The sequence below is a fragment of the Streptomyces sp. NPDC104313 genome (assembly GCF_055583985.1).
In genome coordinates, this window is sequence record NZ_JBVJMW010000001.1 from 395,388 (window position 1) to 410,666 (window position 15,279).

Genomic DNA, 15,279 nt, shown 5'->3' on the forward strand with positions numbered 1-15,279 from the left:
GGCCCGGCGCCGGGCCCCATCGGCGGGCTGTCGGCGGGCTGTCGGTGAGTTGTCGGTGGGCGCTGGTCTGCTGGTGGGCATGGAACGAATCGACAAGAACCCCAGCAGCGGCCGGAACGCCGTCGAAGTGCGGGGGCTGGTCAAGCACTACGGCGAGACCAAGGCACTGGACGGCGTGGACCTCGACGTCCGCGAAGGCACCGTTCTCGGTGTACTCGGCCCCAACGGCGCCGGCAAGACCACCCTCGTACGCTGCCTGTCCACCCTGATCACCCCCGACTCCGGCCACGCGGTCGTCGCGGGCTACGACGTGGTGAGGCAACCCCGGCAGCTCCGCCGCACCATCGGCCTCACCGGGCAGTACGCCTCGGTCGACGAGAAGCTCTCCGGCTGGGAGAACCTCTACATGATCGGGCGGCTGCTCGATCTGCCCCGCAAGAAGGCGAGGGCCCGCGCGGACGAGCTGCTGGAGCGGTTCTCGCTCACCGAGGCGGGCAAGCGGGCCAGCATGGAGTACTCCGGCGGGATGCGCCGCCGGCTCGACCTGGCCGCCTCCATGATCGGCAACCCCTCCGTGCTCTACCTGGACGAGCCGACGACGGGGCTCGATCCCCGGACCCGCAACGAGGTCTGGGACGAGGTACAGCGGATGGTCGCCGAGGGGGCGACCGTACTTCTGACCACCCAGTACATGGAGGAGGCGGAGCAGCTCGCCAAGGAGCTGACCGTGATCGACCGCGGGAGGATCATCGCCCGGGGCGGGGTCGACGAACTGAAGGCGAAGGTCGGCGGACGCACCCTCCAGATCCGGCCCTCGGACCCGGCGGAGCTGGCCGCGATGGCGCGGGCGATCCGGGAGGCGGGCCTCGACGGCATCGCCGGCGCGCAGGCGGTGCCGGACGAGGGCCTGTTGTACGTACCGATCCTCAGCGACGAGCAACTGACCGCCGTCATCGGGCTGCTGGGCGTCCGGGGTTTCTCCCTCGCCCATGTCGCGACCGCCCTGCCCAGCCTCGACGAGGTGTTCCTCGCGATCACCGGCGACAAGGCCTCGCCCCTCTCCGACCAGGCTTCCCAGGAGGTCGCCGCGTGAGCACCACGACACTGGCCCCCGCCCCCGCCGAGCCGTCCACGAAGGTGGTGACCGACGAGGGCCGGATCGGCCCGCGGGGCAACCTTCGGCACATCGGGGCCCTGGCGCGGCGCAATCTGCTCCAGATCAAGAAGGACCCGGAGTCGATGTTCGACGTCCTTCTGATGCCGGTCATCTTCACGCTGCTGTTCGTGTACGTCTTCGGCGGCTCGGTCGGCGCGAGCCTCGGCGGCAACCGGCAGGACTACCTGAACTACCTGATTCCGGGACTGATGGCGATGATGGGCATGAACATCGCCATGGCCGTCGGAACCGGCGTCAACGACGACTTCCGCAAGGGCGTCATGGACCGGTTCCGGACGATGCCGATCGCCCGTTCCTCGGTACTGATCGCCAAGATCGTGGTCGAGCTGGGCCGGATGATGGTCGCCACGGTGATCCTGCTCGTCATGGGCTTCGCCCTCGGCATGGAGTTGCGGACGTCCGTGCTCGGTCTCCTCGCGGCGGTCGCGCTGTCGGGAGTGTTCGCCGCGGCCATCATGTGGATCTTCATCCTGGTCGGGCTCAGTCTGCCGACGGCCCAGGCGGTCCAGGGAATGGGGATGCTGGTGCTGATGCCCCTGCAGTTCGGTTCTTCGATCTTCGTCCCGACCCGGACCATGCCGGGCTGGCTCCAGGTCTTCACCGACTACAACCCGCTGTCCAACCTGGCCGACGCGGTGCGCGGCCTGATGGGCGGCGGCCCGGTCGCCCACTCGGTCTGGATGACGCTCGCCTGGGCCGCCGGCATCACGCTGGTGATGGCTCCGCTGGCGGTCGCGAAGTTCCGCAAGAAGGCCTGAACCAGGAGCCGTCAAAGGGCCGTCAAGGCGACGGAGCCGACCGGTACGTCTGCGCCAGGGCGGTGGCCTCGTCGAGAGTGAGGCCACCGCCCTCCTCGTACGCCGCCTCGTACGCCGCGTCGTCGCCGAGCCGCGCGCGGGCGGCCCGCTCGGCGAGGACCAGGTTGCGGTGCTCCATCACGCTCGGCACATACCCCTTGGGCAGGAGGGTCGCCTGGCACGCCAGCAGCCGGGCGGCGTCCTTCGCCGCGTCGGCGCCACCGATCCCCGCGAACGCGTGGGCGATGGCCGTGAGATGGGCCGAGGGCATATGCGGGGCCACCATCATCGACAGCGGCTCGCGCGCGCCTTCCAGCGCGATCAGCGCGTTGTCGAGGGCGGAGGCGTGGGCGCCGTCGAGGTTGTCCAGCCAGGCCAGCACGCCGTAGACGAAGCCGCCGAAGACGGCGACATCGCGGGACTTGAAGTCCTCGCGGACCAAGTGCGCCTGCTGACGGGCCTCGTCCACCCGCCCCTGGAGCCCGAGGACGAACCCCAGGTGGATGCGGGCCATCGGTGTCGCCTCATGACCGGACTGCCGGCCGTTCTCGGTGACGTCACGCAGGATGGCCTCGGCCTCCGGGAGACGGTCGAGCTCGATGAGGGCTCCGGCGTACCGGGCGCGCAACAGCGCCGCCTGGCTCTGGGCGCCGATCTTCCGCGCGTACTCCACGGCGGCCCGGTAGTCGTCCAGGGCGGCCAGGAAGTCCCCGGCGCGCTCATTGGCCTCCCCCCGCGCGGAAAGTGCCTCGGCAACGCCCCAGTCGTCGCCCAGCCGGGTGTAGATCTCCAGGCTCTCGTCGGCGTCGGCGCGCGCGTCCGCGACCCGTTCGGGGCTGTTGGACAGGAGGTTGGCGCGGGTGTGGAGCGCGGAGCCCAGCTCCCACTCGCCGCCATGGAGCCGGGAGGCCCGGACCGTCTCGTCGAGCACCGCGAACAGCTGGTCCATGTCGCCGGTGAGCATGACCGCGAACAGCCAGAATATTCCGGGCATGCGGCAGGTCTGGGGCATGCCGGGCCGGTAGGTGTCCGCGATGGTCCTCAGGCGCGCCTTGCCTTCGGGGGTCGACCACGCGCTGATCGCGTTGTCCACACCGGACAGGTGGATCAGCGCCACCCCGCGCCGCGCCTCGGCGAGCTGTTCGTCGTCCATCGGCGGCGGCCGGTCGATGGCCCCTTCCCTGAGCACCGGAGCCCGGACACCGGGCGGGGCGAAGGGGTCGGGGCCGAGCGAGGACGCGGACTCGGCCCACTGGCGGGCTTCCGAGCTCAGATCCCGCAGCATCCAGTACCAGGACATCGACAGCACGATGCAGAGGGCCTCGTGCTCCTCCCGGGCGGCGACGGCGTGGCGGAGCGCGGTGCGGATGTTCTCGTACTCGCGCTGGAAGACCGCGATGGTCTCCCGCTGTCCGGCGCCACGCATCCGCGGTCCGGTGATCCGGGCCAGCTCCCGGTAGTGGACCAGGTGGCGCCGTTCGACGGCGTCCCGTTCGGCGGCCTCCTCCAGCCGCTCCGCGGCGTATTCGCCGACCGTCTCCAGCAGCCGGTAACGCATCTCCCCCTCGTCGCCGGGCGCGGCGACGACGAGGGACTTGTCGACCAGGGACCCGAGCAGGGAGGCGACCTCCATGGAGTCGACGGCGACGCCGTCGGCCGGATCGGGCAGTGCGCAGACCTCCTCGGCGGCGGTGAGGGAGCAGCCTCCGGCGAAGACGGAGAGGCGGCGCAGAACGGCGCGTTCGGCGGCGTCCAGCAGGTCCCAGGACCAGTCGACGACGGCCCGCAGGGTCTGCTGGCGCGCCAGCACGGTCCGGCTGCCGTTGGTGAGGAGGCGGAAGCGGTCGTCGAGCCGGTCGGCGATCTGGCGCGGGGTGAGCATCCGCAGCCGGGCGGCGGCCAGTTCGATGGCGAGCGGCAGCCCGTCCAGGCGGCGGCAGATCTCGGCACAGGCGGCCGCGGTCGCCTCGTCCGCGTCGGTGCGGAAGCCGGGGCGGGCCGCCGCCCCGCGCTCGGCGAGCAGACGCAGCGCCATCGGGTCCGGCAGCGGGTCGACGGGACGGACGAACTCGCCGGGCACGCCGAGGGGTTCGCGGCTGGTGGCGAGGACGGTGAGCTGCGGGCAGTGGGTCAGCAGCCGGTCGGCGAGGGCGGCCGCCGCCCCGATGACGTGCTCGCAGTTGTCCAGGAGGAGAAGCATCCGGCGCGGGGCACAGTGTTCGGTGAGACGTACGAGGGGGTCGGCACCGGTGCGGTCGGTGGCCCGCAACTCCTCGGCCCCGGCTCCGCGCAGCACCGTCTCACGGGCGCCGAGCGCGGACAGGACGGCTTCGGGCACGCTGTCCGGGTCGTCGACGGGCGCCAGTTCGGCGAGCCAGACGCCGTCGGGCCAGCCCCCGGCGGCGGCCTCCGCGGCCTCCTGGGACAGCCGGGTCTTGCCCGCGCCACCGGGGCCGAGGAGGGTGACGAGCCGGGCGCGGCCGAGATCCTCGCGCAGGGCGGCGATGTCGGTGTCGCGGCCGACGAAGCTGGTGAGCCGGGCCCGGAGATTCCCGGGTGGGGCCGCGGGTGGGGCCGCGGGCGGGGCCGCCGGGGAGAGGCCCGCGGCCACGGCGGGCGGGGTGCTCCGGGCGGGGCCGGGCAAAGTCCCCGGCGTGGGCGGCGCGACCGGTTCCTGGTGGAGCAGTTCGGTGTGCAGGGCGCGCAGGGCCGGGCCCGGGACGGTGCCGAGGCGGTCGTCGAGCAGGGTGCGGACCTCCTCGTACGCGGCCAGCGCCTCGGCGGGACGTCCGGCGCCCCGCAGGGCCGTGACACGCAGGACCTGGAGTGGTTCGTCGAGCGGGTGAGCGTCACAGAGAACGGCCAGCTCCGGCAGCGCCTCCCCCGCTCTCCCGAGGGCGAGGAGGGCCCCGAGCCCGGCGCGTCGCGCGTCGAGCCTGCGGGCCTCCCAGCGGGACGCCATCGCCGCGCGGTCGGGCAGATCGGCGAGGGCGGGCCCGTGCCACAGGGCGAGTGCCTCCCCCAGAAGGGCGAGAGCACGCGACGCGTCCCCGTCCTCCAGGGCCCGGCTCCCCTCCCCCGCCAGGCGTTCGAAGCGGTACAGGTCCACGGCGTCCGGCGGGGCGGCGAGCCGGTAGCCGCCCTCCACGGAATCGACGGCGCTCCGGCCCAGGGCCCGCCGCGCCCTCCCGACCAGGGCCTGGAGGGCGCCGGCCGCGTCGGCGGGCGGGTCGCCGTCCCACACCTCGTCGACGAGGACTCCGGCGGGGACGGTCCGGCCGGGGCGCAGCGCGAGCACGGTGAGCAGGGCGCGCAGCCGCGCCCCGCCGAGGGGGACGGCCGTGCCGTCGTCGCGGAGTGCCCGGGTGGTGCCGAGGATGCGGTAGCGCACGGGCCCATTGTCCGTGACGGAGAGGGGCGCGGCGTTGACCGGGTGGAACTCCACAAACGGTCTCCGGCGTTCCAGCCCTGTCGGACCGTACGATCACCCTTCCCGCCTGCACTGTTCACGCATCCCGGCCGTTCTTCCCGCATCCCCTGATCCACGCGTCCCTGATCCCCCGCCCCACTTCCCGAGCTCCCACGCCGTACAGTCCCTTCCCCCCGCCCCCTCACCCCAGGAGCCGAGTGCCGATGACCACCGCAGCCACCCGCGGCGACCGGAGGATCAGCCCGGTCTTCCTCGGTATCGCCGCCGTCACCGCGGTCGCGGGCTGGGCGGTGTGGACGGGTTTCGCGGACTCCACCGGCTTCGCGGTGTTCCTGTTCGTCACCGGGGCCTGGATCGTCTCGCTCTGTCTGCACGAGTACGCGCACGCCCGTACCGCGCTGCACAGCGGGGACCTCTCGGTCGGGTCGAAGGGCTATCTGACGCTCAATCCGCTGAAGTACACGCACGCGCTGCTCAGCATCGTGCTGCCGGTGCTCTTCGTGATCATGGGCGGGATCGGGCTGCCCGGCGGCGCGGTGTACATCGAGCGCGGCCGGATCCACGGCCGGTGGAAACACAGTCTGATCTCGGCGGCGGGCCCGCTGACGAACGTGGCGTTCGCGGTGGTGTGCACCGCCCCGTTCTGGCTGGACGCGCTCGACGGGGTGCCGCTCGCCTTCCGCTACGCGCTGGCGTTCCTGGCGATGCTCCAGGTTACGGCGGCGATCCTGAACTTCCTGCCGATCCCGGGGCTGGACGGGTACGGGGTGATCGAGCCCTGGCTCTCGTTCCGGATCCGCCGCCGGGTGGAACCGATCGCACCGTTCGGGCTGATCGCGGTGTTCGCGATCCTGTGGATCCCCGAGGTGAACATCGTCTTCTTCGACGCGATCCACGCGCTGCTGCGCGGACTGGGCGTCGAGGAGTTCCAGCGGTACTGCGGTTACGACCTGTACCGCTTCTGGCGGGGCCTCTTCGACGAGCAGGACCCGGGCTGCGCGGTGGGCTGACCGCGTGGCGCCTCGTTCAGGCCGCGTCGGCGGCGACGGCCAGCCGGTGCCTGCGGAGGTAGAACCAGGTCATGTTCGACGAGAGCCCCGCGATGAGTACCCAGACGATCCCGAGCAGGCTGCCCCGCGCGAAGGAGACCACGGCCGCCACGACGGCGAGGACGCAGACGACGAGGGCGTAGAGAGCGATGCGGGGCATGGGGGTCGACTCCTGTCGGGAACGGGTCGCGGTCCCGTCCAGTGTCCCCCATGCCCCGTTGTGCCCTGACCGGGCCGGTCAGATATCGGTGGCGCGCAGCCCGGCGTGGGCCTTGTAGCGGCGGTTGACCGAGATCAGGTTGGCGACCAGCGACTCGACCTGGTGGGCTCCTCGCAGCCGGCCGGCGAAGACGCCCCGCATGCCGGGGATCCGGCCGGCCAGCGCCTGCACGAGGTCCGTGTCGGCCCGGGCCTCGCCCAGGACCAGCACGTCGGTGTCGATCTCCTCGATGGACTCGTCCTGGAGCAGCACGGCCGAGAGGTGGTGGAAGGCGGCGGTGACCCGGGAGTCCGGCAGCAGGGCGGCTGCCTGTTCGGCGGCGCTGCCCTCCTCCGGCTTGAGGGCGTAGGCGCCCTTCTTGTCGAAGCCGAGCGGGTTGACGCAGTCGATCACGAGCTTGCCCGCGAGCTCCTCGCGCAGGGACCGGAGCGTCTCCGCGTGGCCGTCCCACGGCACCGCGACGATCACGATGTCGCTGCGCCGGGCACACTCCGCGTTGTCCGCGCCCTCGACACCGAAACCCAGCTCGGCCGCCGCCTGCTCGGCGCGGGCCGTGTCCCGGGAGCCGAGGGTGACCCGCTGTCCGGCGCGGGCGAGCCGGTAGGCGAGGCCGCGCCCCTGCGGGCCTGTCCCGCCGAGCACGCCGACGCTCTTGCCGGAGACATCGGGAAGGTCCCAGGGGTCCTTGGCGGGGGGCTTGGGCGCGCTGCCGCTGTCCTGTGTAGTCATGGGCCAGACCCTACTGCCAGGTAGCCCCCGGGAAGCCGCCCCTGCGGTCGCCCGGTCCAGCTCTTCGCGCGGTCGCCGCGCGGCCCCCGTTCGGGTGAGCGAGGGGTCGACGGACACCGGCGGGCCCGTTCGCCCCGGCCGGCGGGCGTCACGGCATATCGGCTTGCCCGAAACGCCCGACAGTGCGGATCATGGCCCTTCGTGACCTCAGCGCCTCCCTCGCCCTCCCCCTCCTCACCGCCACGGTCCCGGATCCGCGCCCTGCTGCCGGACCTCTCGCCGTGGCGTTCCTCGGCGGACTTCCGGCTGTTGTGGGTCCAGGGCCTGATCACGTACTTCGGCAGCTTCATGGCGCTCATCGCGCTGCCGCTCCAGATCAAGGACCTCACGGGCTCCCCGCTCGCGGTCGGGGCGATGGGCGCGGTGGAGCTGGTGCCGCTGGTGGTCTTCGGGCTGTACGGCGGGGCGCTCGCGGACTCGGTGGACCGCCGCCGGGTCATCATGCTCACCGAGGCGGGGCTCGGGGTGCTCGCCGCGATCCTGCTGGTGAACGCCCTGCTCCCGGAGCCGCTGCTGTGGCCGCTGTACGTGGTGGCCGGCGGGGTGTCCGCGCTCGCCGGGCTCCAGCGGCCGGCGCTGGACTCCCTGATGGCCCGGATCGTGCCGCACCAGCAGCAGACGGCGGCGGCCGCGCTGAACTCGCTGCGCTGGCAGATCGGGGCCATCGCGGGTCCGGCGCTGGCCGGTCTGGTGGTGGCGTACGCCGGTCACGGCACGGCGTACGGGGTGACGGTGTGCACGTTCGCCGTCTCCGTCGTGCTCTGTCTGCGGCTCTCCCCCGCCCCGCCGGCCCGGGACGCGCGGAAGCCGTCGCTGCGCGGGATCGTCGAGGGGGCGCGGTACGCCTGGAGCCGGCCGGTGCTGCTGGGGACGTACGCGATCGATATGGCGGCGATGCTCTTCGCCTTCCCGAACACGATCTTCCCGTTCCTCGCGGACGACCTGGACGCGGAGTGGTCGCTGGGCCTGATGTACGCGGCGGGCTCGGTCGGCTCGCTGGCGCTGGGGCTGACCAGCGGCTGGACGGGCCGGGTGCGCAGACACGGGCTGTTCGTGGTGTTCGGTGCGACGGCGTGGGGGCTGGCCATCGCCGCGGCGGGCTGGTTCTCCAGCGTGTGGGTGGTGCTGCTCTGCCTGGCCGTCGCGGGGGCGGGCGACATGCTGAGCGGGCTGGGGCGCTCGACGATCTGGAACCAGACGATCCCGGAGGAGCTGCGGGGCCGGCTGGCGGGCATCGAGGTGCTCTCGTACAGCGTCGGCCCGCAGCTGGGCCAGGTGCGGGCCGGGGCGATGGCGGGCTGGACGGGGACCCGGTCGGCGATCTGGACGGGCGGGGTGGCGTGCGTGGCGTCGGTGGTGCTGCTGACCGCCGCACTGCCGAAGCTCATGCGGTACGACTCGGAGACGGATGAGGACGCGGTGCGGAGGCGGGAGGCCGGGGCGGGGTCGGGGGCGGAGGCGTGAGCCTGGCCGGTGGCCGGGATCCCGAGGCTCCGGCCCGCACCCCAGCCCCGCACCCGCCCCTCGATCGCCGGGAGGACGTCCTCAGTCGCCGGACGGGCTCGGGGTGCCGCCGGACGGGCCTGAAGGGCCCTTGTCCTCGTCGTGCCATTTGGCGTCGGTGTCCCACTCCAGGTTCCGGTCGCGCGCCGTGTCCATCGCGTGCTGTGCCGCCTCGCGTGAGGTGTAGGGGCCGAACCGGTTCTGCGCAGGGCACTGCGGGCCCTCCTCGACCTTCTTGTGCTCCAGGCAGTAGTACCATTCGCCCGGTTTGCCCACCGTGCGCTTCTTGAACAGGGCCATCGACGGCTCCTTTCCTTGTCGCCATGGTGCCCCGGGGCCGCTGGTTAGACTCGCTGACATGTCTGGCCAGTCGCTTCTCGTACCAGGGGAGATCACTCCCGTCCGTTCCGTACCCGGAAACATCCGGCGTCCCGAGTACGTGGGGAAGCCGGCCCCGACGCCGTACACCGGCCCGGAGGTCCAGGACTCCGACACCGTGGAGCGGATGCGCGTCGCGGGCCGTATCGCCGCGCGGGCGATGGAGGAGGCCGCCCGGCACATCGCGCCGGGAGTCACCACGGACGAGCTCGACCGGGTCGCCCACGACTTCATGGTCGATCACGGCGCGTATCCCTCGACACTCGGCTACCGGGGCTTCCCGAAATCGCTGTGCACCTCGCTCAACGAGGTCATCTGCCACGGCATCCCCGACTCCACCGTGCTGCGCGACGGCGACATCGTGAACCTGGACGTCACCGCGTACATCAACGGCGTGCACGGCGACAACAACGCCACCTATCTCTGCGGCGACGTCGACGAGGAGTCGCGGCTGCTGGTCGAGCGCACCAGGGAGTCGCTGAACCGGGCCATCAAGGCGGTCAGGCCCGGTCGCCAGATCAACGTGATCGGCCGGGTCATCGAGTCGTACGCGAAGCGGTTCGGCTACGGGGTCGTCCGCGACTTCACCGGGCACGGGATCAACTCCTCGTTCCACTCCGGCCTGATCATCCCGCACTACGACAGCCCGCACGCCACCACGGTGATGCAGCCGGGCATGACGTTCACCATCGAGCCGATGCTGACACTGGGCACCCACGAGTACGACCTGTGGGAGGACGGCTGGACCGTGGTGACGAAGGACCGGAAGCGGACGGCCCAGTTCGAGCACACACTGGTGGTCACGGAGACCGGAGCGGAGATCCTCACCCTCCCGTAAATCACCCTAAAAGTCACACAACAGCACCCTTCACCCCTGTTGCGCGTAGTCTTTTTACCGACAGGCAGTCGGGAACCAGTTGACTTAGGTAAGCCTAAGCAGGAGGATCGGGCGTATCGGCACGCACCACCGCACCGCCGCGGCGGTCGCTGCCGATATATCCGTCTCTCTCTGGACTTCCCGTCCCCTCGGTCCCCGGAGGCCCGCCTTGGACGCAACCGCCACCGTCACTCCCTTCTCGACGCTCATCCGTACCGCGTCGCACGAACAGCACACCGAGGCCGAGACCTCGACCTTCATGAGTGACCTGCTCGGCGGGCGGCTGGGAGTGGACGCCTACACGCGCTACACCGAGCAACTGTGGTTCGTCTACCGGGCACTGGAGGAGGGCGCGGAGGCCCTGCGCGACGACCCGGTCGCCGGCCCCTTCATACAGCCGGAGCTGATGCGCTCCACCGAACTGGAACGCGACCTGGCGCACCTGCGCGGGGCCGACTGGCGCGAGGGGGCCGAGCCGCTGCCCGCCACCGCCGCGTACGCGGCCCGGGTCGCGGAGTGCGCGCGCACCTGGCCCGCCGGTTACATCGCCCACCACTACACCCGCTACCTCGGCGATCTCTCGGGCGGTCAGATCATCCGCGACAAGGCGGAGAAGACCTGGGGCTTCGAGCGCAAGGGCGACGGCGTGCGCTTCTACGTCTTCGAGGAGATCACCAACCCGGCCGCGTTCAAGCGGGGTTACCGCGAACTGCTGGACACGGTGAACGCGGACGACCTGGAGAAGCAGCGCATCATCGAGGAGTGCAAGCGGGCCTTCGCACTGAACACCGCGGTCTTCCGCGAACTGGGCGAGGTCTTCCCGCTCAGCGCGTGACCGGGCGTGGGCGAGTGTGCCCGTAAGCGTGCGGCTCCACCGGCTTCCGGTGGAGCCGCACGCTTTTCCGGAAGGGGCGAAGAACGAGGAAGGCCGCTCCGGGGTCAGCCCCGGAGCGCCATCAGGACGCGGCCCCCGACCTCCACCGTGCCGTCCGGCGCGGGTGCGGTGAGGATCTGGGAACCGCGTCCTTGGATGATGTTCAGGGCCCGGCCGAGCCGTGCGCTGAGCAGCAGGGCCGCCGCGCCCGTCGCCTCGTCCTCGACGATCGCCTCCCCGCGCCCCGGGAAGGCCCGCGCACGCACCCGCCCGGCCGCCTCGTCCTCCCAGGCCCAGGCGTAGAGCCACCCCCCGCCGGGCGGCGGGCCCGGCAGCGCCTCGACCTCGGCGGCGCTCCCGTACTGCCGGAGCGTGCGCGGCGGGACCCACTCGGGGCGGGCGGTGACCCAGGTGAACTCCCCGTCCTGGCGCGCGAACACGTCCCCGACCTCCAGTTCCAGGACCTCCAGGTCCAGCAGCCAGGCGGTGCCCACCAGCGGGTGTCCGGCGAACGGCAGCCGGAGCCCCGGGGCGTGGATGTCCACCCGCCCGCGCTCCGGGTCGTCGACGAACACGGTCTCGCTGAAGCCCAGCCGCCGGGCGAGGAGTTGCCGGGAGGCCTCGTCGGGGTGGCCGCGTCCGTCGCGTACGACGCCGAGGGCGTTGCCGTGCCGGCCGTCGGGTCCGCAGAACACCCGCAGGACATCGATGCCCCGGGGTACGTCGTAGTCGCTCACGGGGGCATTCAAGCACTGCCCGGCGCCGGGGAGGGGAAACCGGGCGGAGTACGGCGGCGGGCCTAGGCAGCGGGGCCGTACCGGAAAGCGGGGAGGCTGCCGGTACGGCCCCGGGGCCGTTCAGGTGGTGCGGGTGGTGCGGGTAGTGCGGATGGGTCAGACGGTGGAGTCGCGACGACGGCGCGCCGCGATCACGACACCCGCGCCGGCCGCCACGACGACGCCGGAGGCGGCGATCAGCGCGCCCGTCGGGACGTCGGAACCGGTGGCTGCCAAGGCTCCGGAGCCACCGACCAAACCGCCGGTGGAGCCGCCGGTGGAGCCGCCGACCGTGCCACCGCCGGTGGTGGCACCACCGGTCGTGGAGCCGCCGGTGGAGCCCGAACCGCCGGTGGAACCGGAGCCGCCGGTGGAACCGCCCGGAAGCTGGGCGTCCTTGTCGAGGGAGACCGCGACGTTCACGGCATCGAGCTCGTCGCCCTTGAAGTAGAAGCCACCGAACGCCTTGGCGCCGCCCTCGGTGAGCGTCGCCGGGATGCCCTTGAGGTTCACGATGCCGCCTCTGGCGGCGAGCGCGCCCGCGGGCACCTTCAGGTCGGCGAAGTCCACCCCGGTCAGCTCGTTGACCTTGGGCTTCGGGTTCGCTTTGGTCGGGAGCGCCTTGGTGGAGACATCGGCGACGAGCGTGCCGGAGGTGCCCTTGATCTCGACCTTCAGGTTGCTGAGGGAGAGGTCGAGCTCGTACGCGCCGGCCTGCTCGTGGCCGAGGAAGCGCACCTTGCCCCGGAACGCGGCGTCCAGCGTGTTCTTGTCGGCGTCGAGGTGACCGGTGGCCTTGCTGAAGCGGTAGCCGTCGGCGACGGTGGTCGCGCCACCGCTCGTCTCGACCTTGCCGTGCGCGATCGGGCCGACCACGTAGGAGCGGAACTTCTCCTTGACGCCCCAGTTAAGGGTGCCGTCCACGACCGGTCCGCTGACGGGCGCGGCGGTCTCGGAGGCAGTCGGCGACGGGTCGGTCGTCGGCTCCTTGGACGGGTCCTTGCTCGGCTCCTTGGACGGGTCCTTGGACGGGTCCTTGCTCGGGTCCTTGCTCGGGTCCTTGCTCGGGTCCTTGGAGGGATCCTTGCTCGGGTCCTTCGACGGATCCGGGTTGGGCTCGGCGGACTTGACCGACAGGGTCGCCGTGTCGAGCGCGGAGCCTTCCTTGTAGAAGCCTCCGAAAGCGTCCACGCCGTCGGCGGTCAGCTTGGCGGGGATGTCGGAGAAGACCATCGCACCACCCGCGCCGCCGCCCCGCTTGGCCTTGGTCATGTCCAGGTCGGCGATCGGGGTGTCGTTCTTGGTGACGACGGTGCCGTCCGTCTTCTTGCTGGTGAAGTCGGCGGTGATGGTGCCGGTCTCACGCCCCGAGCCGACCTTGATGTCGCTCAGCTTGACGTCGAGGACGCCCTCGTGGCCCTCGAACCGGACACCGCCCTTGAACGCGGTCTCGGATGCGTGCGTCCCCGTGTCGTACGTGCCCGTGCCGCCGGTGAAGGTGAACACACCGTTGTCGGCGGCCTGCTGGGCGCCGTCCGTGACAGTGATCTTGCCGTGCGCGATGGGGCCGGCCACGTACTCACGGAAGTCCGCGTGAATGCCCCAGTCCAGCGTGCCGTTCACCAGCTCCAGCTTCGGGGCCCCGGCGGGCGCGGCCCCGGAGGAGCCGTCGGCGGCGAGGGCGGGGAGGGCGAAGGTCGCGCCCAGGACGGCGGCCGTGGCGACAGCCGCGGCGAGGGCTATGGGGCGGCGGGTTGCTGCCATGTCGGTGGGTCTCCTAGCGAAACGGGGGGAGGGGGAAGAGAGGCGTGCGGGGAGGGGGTGAGGATCCATAAGGCGCGCATGAGGAGGTGTCCGGGGGTCAGGGGGTCGTGGAGGCGTCGGAGCCCGCGGTGGCGTCGGCGTCGGGCCCCTGCCCGGACCCGCGGCGGCGCAGGGCGAGGAACGTCCCGGCGGCGACGAGCAGCAGCACACCGCCGCCGATGGCCGCCCAGGTGCCGGCGCCCGGGCCGGAGTCGGAGGAGGCGGCCACCGGTGCGGCGGAGGTCTTCGCCGCGGCCTTCTTCGTGGGCTTCGCAGCAGCTGTCGGCTCACTGCCGAGGTCGGGCAGCGCGGGCAGTTCGGCCTTCTCGTCGACGGCCACGGCGAGCGAGACCGGGTCCATCGCGGTGCCCGCCGCGTACAGGGAGCCGAACGCCTTGGCTCCGTCGGCGGTGAGGGTGGCGGGGACCTCGGTGAGGACGGCGAGACCCTCCTTCGGCGCGAGGTCCTTCGCGGGGAAGGTGATGAGGGGCACGTCCTCGCGGGTGGCGCCTTCGCTGGTGACGTCCGCCGACAGGGTGCCCTCGCCCTTGGCGACGGCGACGGTGACGCCGGCGAACTTCAGGTCGAGGTCGTGGGCGCCGGTGAAGCGGACGCTGCCGCTGAAGTCCGCCTCCAGCGTCTGCTTCTTCGCGTCGTACGTCCCCTTGCCGTGCGGGAAGCGGAACAGGGCCCCGCCGTCCTGGGCGCCGTCGGCGAGCGTCCACCTGCCCTGGCCGATGGAGCCGGTGACGTACTCGCGGAAGGTGCGGCGTACGCCCCAGTCGACGGCGGCGTCCTCGACCCGGCCCGCCTTCTCCTTCTTCTCCGCCTTCTCCTTCTTCTCGCCCTCGCCCTTCTTCTCGTCCGGGGCGGCGGGCTTCGGCTCGACTGCGGCGCCCTCGGTGTCGACGGAGAGACTGATCGGGTCGAGGGGGGTGCCCGCGGTGTAGTAGCCCGCGAAGGCGGAGGCGCCCTGGGAGGTCAGCGTCGCGGGGACGCCTGTGAGGGCGACGGGGGTGGAACCGCCCTTCATGTCGATCCCGCCGAGGCCGAGCGTGGCCAGCGGCACCTGGGAGCGGTTGGAGACCTTTCCGGTCCCTCGCTCCTTGCTGACCATGTCCGCGTAGAGCGTGCCGCTGCCGCCGCTGACGCGGACGGTGGGACGGCTGATCGTGAGGTCCAGCTCATTGCTGCCGTCGGGCTTCTGATGGCCGGTGAAGTGCACGCCGCCGGAGAAGCCGGAGCTGAACGCTCCGGTGTCCGGATCGTAGGAGCCGGTCGCCGAGTGAAAGCGGAACTGGCTGCCACCGACCGTGGCCGCGCCGCCGGTCAGGCTCCAACTGCCGCTCGCGATGGGGCCGGTGACGTAGCTCTGGAAGGAGGACTTGATGCCCCAGTCCAGCCGGCCGCCCTGCACCGTACGGCTTGCCGCTTGCGCGGTGGCGGCGGGGAGCAGGGCTCCCAGCAGTACCGCGAGGAGCGCGACGGCGAGCGCGCGGGTGGATCTGGACGACAGCATGAGGGCCCCTCCGAGGACTGGATACTCAGGTAAGGCTAACCTAAGGTATTCCCAGCCCGGGCCGGAACCCCTCCGGTCACGCCGTTA

Annotated in this window: 13 protein-coding genes; 6 read left to right on the plus strand and 7 right to left on the minus strand. The window is 72.0% G+C overall.

The genetic code is table 11. The annotated features are described in order from the left end of the window. The first annotated feature begins 79 nt into the window (after window positions 1-79). Both ACZ60Q_RS01760 and ACZ60Q_RS01765 read left to right on the plus strand, forming a co-directional pair. Complete coding sequence (locus ACZ60Q_RS01760; protein ID WP_469626838.1) at window positions 80-1,093, plus strand: ATP-binding cassette domain-containing protein; 1,014 nt, start codon at window positions 80-82, stop codon at window positions 1,091-1,093. Beyond that, the gene (locus ACZ60Q_RS01765) at window positions 1,090-1,935 is read left to right on the plus strand and encodes an ABC transporter permease (RefSeq protein WP_469626840.1); all 846 of its coding nucleotides are present in this window, start codon (window positions 1,090-1,092) and stop codon (window positions 1,933-1,935) included. Before ACZ60Q_RS01760 ends, ACZ60Q_RS01765 begins: the two co-directional genes overlap by 4 nt. A gap of 22 nt (window positions 1,936-1,957) precedes the next feature. Here ACZ60Q_RS01765 and ACZ60Q_RS01770 read toward each other — a convergent pair whose 3' ends face one another. Beyond that, window positions 1,958-5,365: an AfsR/SARP family transcriptional regulator gene (locus ACZ60Q_RS01770; protein WP_469626843.1), complete on the minus strand. Its 3,408-nt coding sequence runs from the start codon at window positions 5,363-5,365 to the stop codon at window positions 1,958-1,960. A gap of 242 nt (window positions 5,366-5,607) precedes the next feature. On the opposite strand from ACZ60Q_RS01770, the gene ACZ60Q_RS01775 reads away from it, so the two are divergent. Continuing rightward, window positions 5,608-6,414, plus strand: coding sequence for a site-2 protease family protein (locus tag ACZ60Q_RS01775; protein WP_469626846.1), 807 nt, complete (start codon window positions 5,608-5,610; stop codon window positions 6,412-6,414). A gap of 16 nt (window positions 6,415-6,430) precedes the next feature. On the opposite strand, the gene ACZ60Q_RS01780 is transcribed toward ACZ60Q_RS01775, so the two are convergent. Further along, window positions 6,431-6,613: a hypothetical protein gene (locus ACZ60Q_RS01780; protein ID WP_469626849.1), complete on the minus strand. Its 183-nt coding sequence runs from the start codon at window positions 6,611-6,613 to the stop codon at window positions 6,431-6,433. Window positions 6,614-6,691: 78 nt separating this feature from the next. Next, window positions 6,692-7,402 (minus strand): NADPH-dependent F420 reductase, encoded by a 711-nt coding sequence (npdG, locus tag ACZ60Q_RS01785; RefSeq protein ID WP_469626852.1) that lies wholly within the window; start codon window positions 7,400-7,402, stop codon window positions 6,692-6,694. A gap of 201 nt (window positions 7,403-7,603) precedes the next feature. On the opposite strand from npdG, the gene ACZ60Q_RS01790 reads away from it, so the two are divergent. Further along, a complete protein-coding gene (locus tag ACZ60Q_RS01790; protein ID WP_469626855.1) occupies window positions 7,604-8,926 on the plus strand; it encodes an MFS transporter in 1,323 nt (440 codons plus the stop codon). Window positions 8,927-9,007: 81 nt separating this feature from the next. Here ACZ60Q_RS01790 and ACZ60Q_RS01795 read toward each other — a convergent pair whose 3' ends face one another. Beyond that, window positions 9,008-9,265: a hypothetical protein gene (locus tag ACZ60Q_RS01795; protein WP_469626858.1), complete on the minus strand. Its 258-nt coding sequence runs from the start codon at window positions 9,263-9,265 to the stop codon at window positions 9,008-9,010. 58 nt (window positions 9,266-9,323) lie between these two features. On the opposite strand from ACZ60Q_RS01795, the gene map reads away from it, so the two are divergent. Both map and ACZ60Q_RS01805 read left to right on the plus strand, forming a co-directional pair. Beyond that, window positions 9,324-10,181 carry a type I methionyl aminopeptidase gene (gene map / locus ACZ60Q_RS01800; protein WP_469626861.1) on the plus strand — a complete coding sequence of 286 codons (858 nt, stop codon included), beginning with the start codon at window positions 9,324-9,326 and terminating at the stop codon, window positions 10,179-10,181. A 208-nt stretch (window positions 10,182-10,389) separates the two neighbouring features. Next, a complete protein-coding gene (locus ACZ60Q_RS01805; protein ID WP_469626864.1) occupies window positions 10,390-11,055 on the plus strand; it encodes a biliverdin-producing heme oxygenase in 666 nt (221 codons plus the stop codon). Window positions 11,056-11,159: 104 nt separating this feature from the next. Here ACZ60Q_RS01805 and ACZ60Q_RS01810 read toward each other — a convergent pair whose 3' ends face one another. From ACZ60Q_RS01810 to ACZ60Q_RS01820, 3 genes are all read right to left on the minus strand, one after another. Continuing rightward, window positions 11,160-11,831, minus strand: a complete 672-nt coding sequence (locus tag ACZ60Q_RS01810; protein WP_469626867.1) for a PhzF family phenazine biosynthesis protein — start codon at window positions 11,829-11,831, stop codon at window positions 11,160-11,162. Between the two features lie 156 nt (window positions 11,832-11,987). Continuing rightward, on the minus strand, window positions 11,988-13,634 hold the full coding sequence (locus ACZ60Q_RS01815) for an HtaA domain-containing protein (protein WP_469626870.1): 1,647 nt from the start codon (window positions 13,632-13,634) through the stop codon (window positions 11,988-11,990). A 97-nt stretch (window positions 13,635-13,731) separates the two neighbouring features. Next, window positions 13,732-15,192: an HtaA domain-containing protein gene (locus ACZ60Q_RS01820; RefSeq protein ID WP_469626872.1), complete on the minus strand. Its 1,461-nt coding sequence runs from the start codon at window positions 15,190-15,192 to the stop codon at window positions 13,732-13,734. Between the last annotated feature and the right edge of the window lie 87 nt (window positions 15,193-15,279).

Excerpts from the sequence above, each read along its gene's own strand:
- ACZ60Q_RS01815 (WP_469626870.1), bottom strand. The coding sequence starts at position 13,634 with ATGGCAGCAACCCGCCGCCCCATAGCCCTCGCCGCGGCTGTCGCCACG.
- ACZ60Q_RS01780 (WP_469626849.1), bottom strand. The coding sequence starts at position 6,613 with ATGCCCCGCATCGCTCTCTACGCCCTCGTCGTCTGCGTCCTCGCCGTC.
- ACZ60Q_RS01760 (WP_469626838.1), top strand. The coding sequence starts at position 80 with ATGGAACGAATCGACAAGAACCCCAGCAGCGGCCGGAACGCCGTCGAA.
- map (WP_469626861.1), top strand. The coding sequence starts at position 9,324 with ATGTCTGGCCAGTCGCTTCTCGTACCAGGGGAGATCACTCCCGTCCGT.
- ACZ60Q_RS01820 (WP_469626872.1), bottom strand. The coding sequence starts at position 15,192 with ATGCTGTCGTCCAGATCCACCCGCGCGCTCGCCGTCGCGCTCCTCGCG.
- ACZ60Q_RS01795 (WP_469626858.1), bottom strand. The coding sequence starts at position 9,265 with ATGGCCCTGTTCAAGAAGCGCACGGTGGGCAAACCGGGCGAATGGTAC.
- ACZ60Q_RS01775 (WP_469626846.1), top strand. The coding sequence starts at position 5,608 with ATGACCACCGCAGCCACCCGCGGCGACCGGAGGATCAGCCCGGTCTTC.
- npdG (WP_469626852.1), bottom strand. The coding sequence starts at position 7,402 with ATGACTACACAGGACAGCGGCAGCGCGCCCAAGCCCCCCGCCAAGGAC.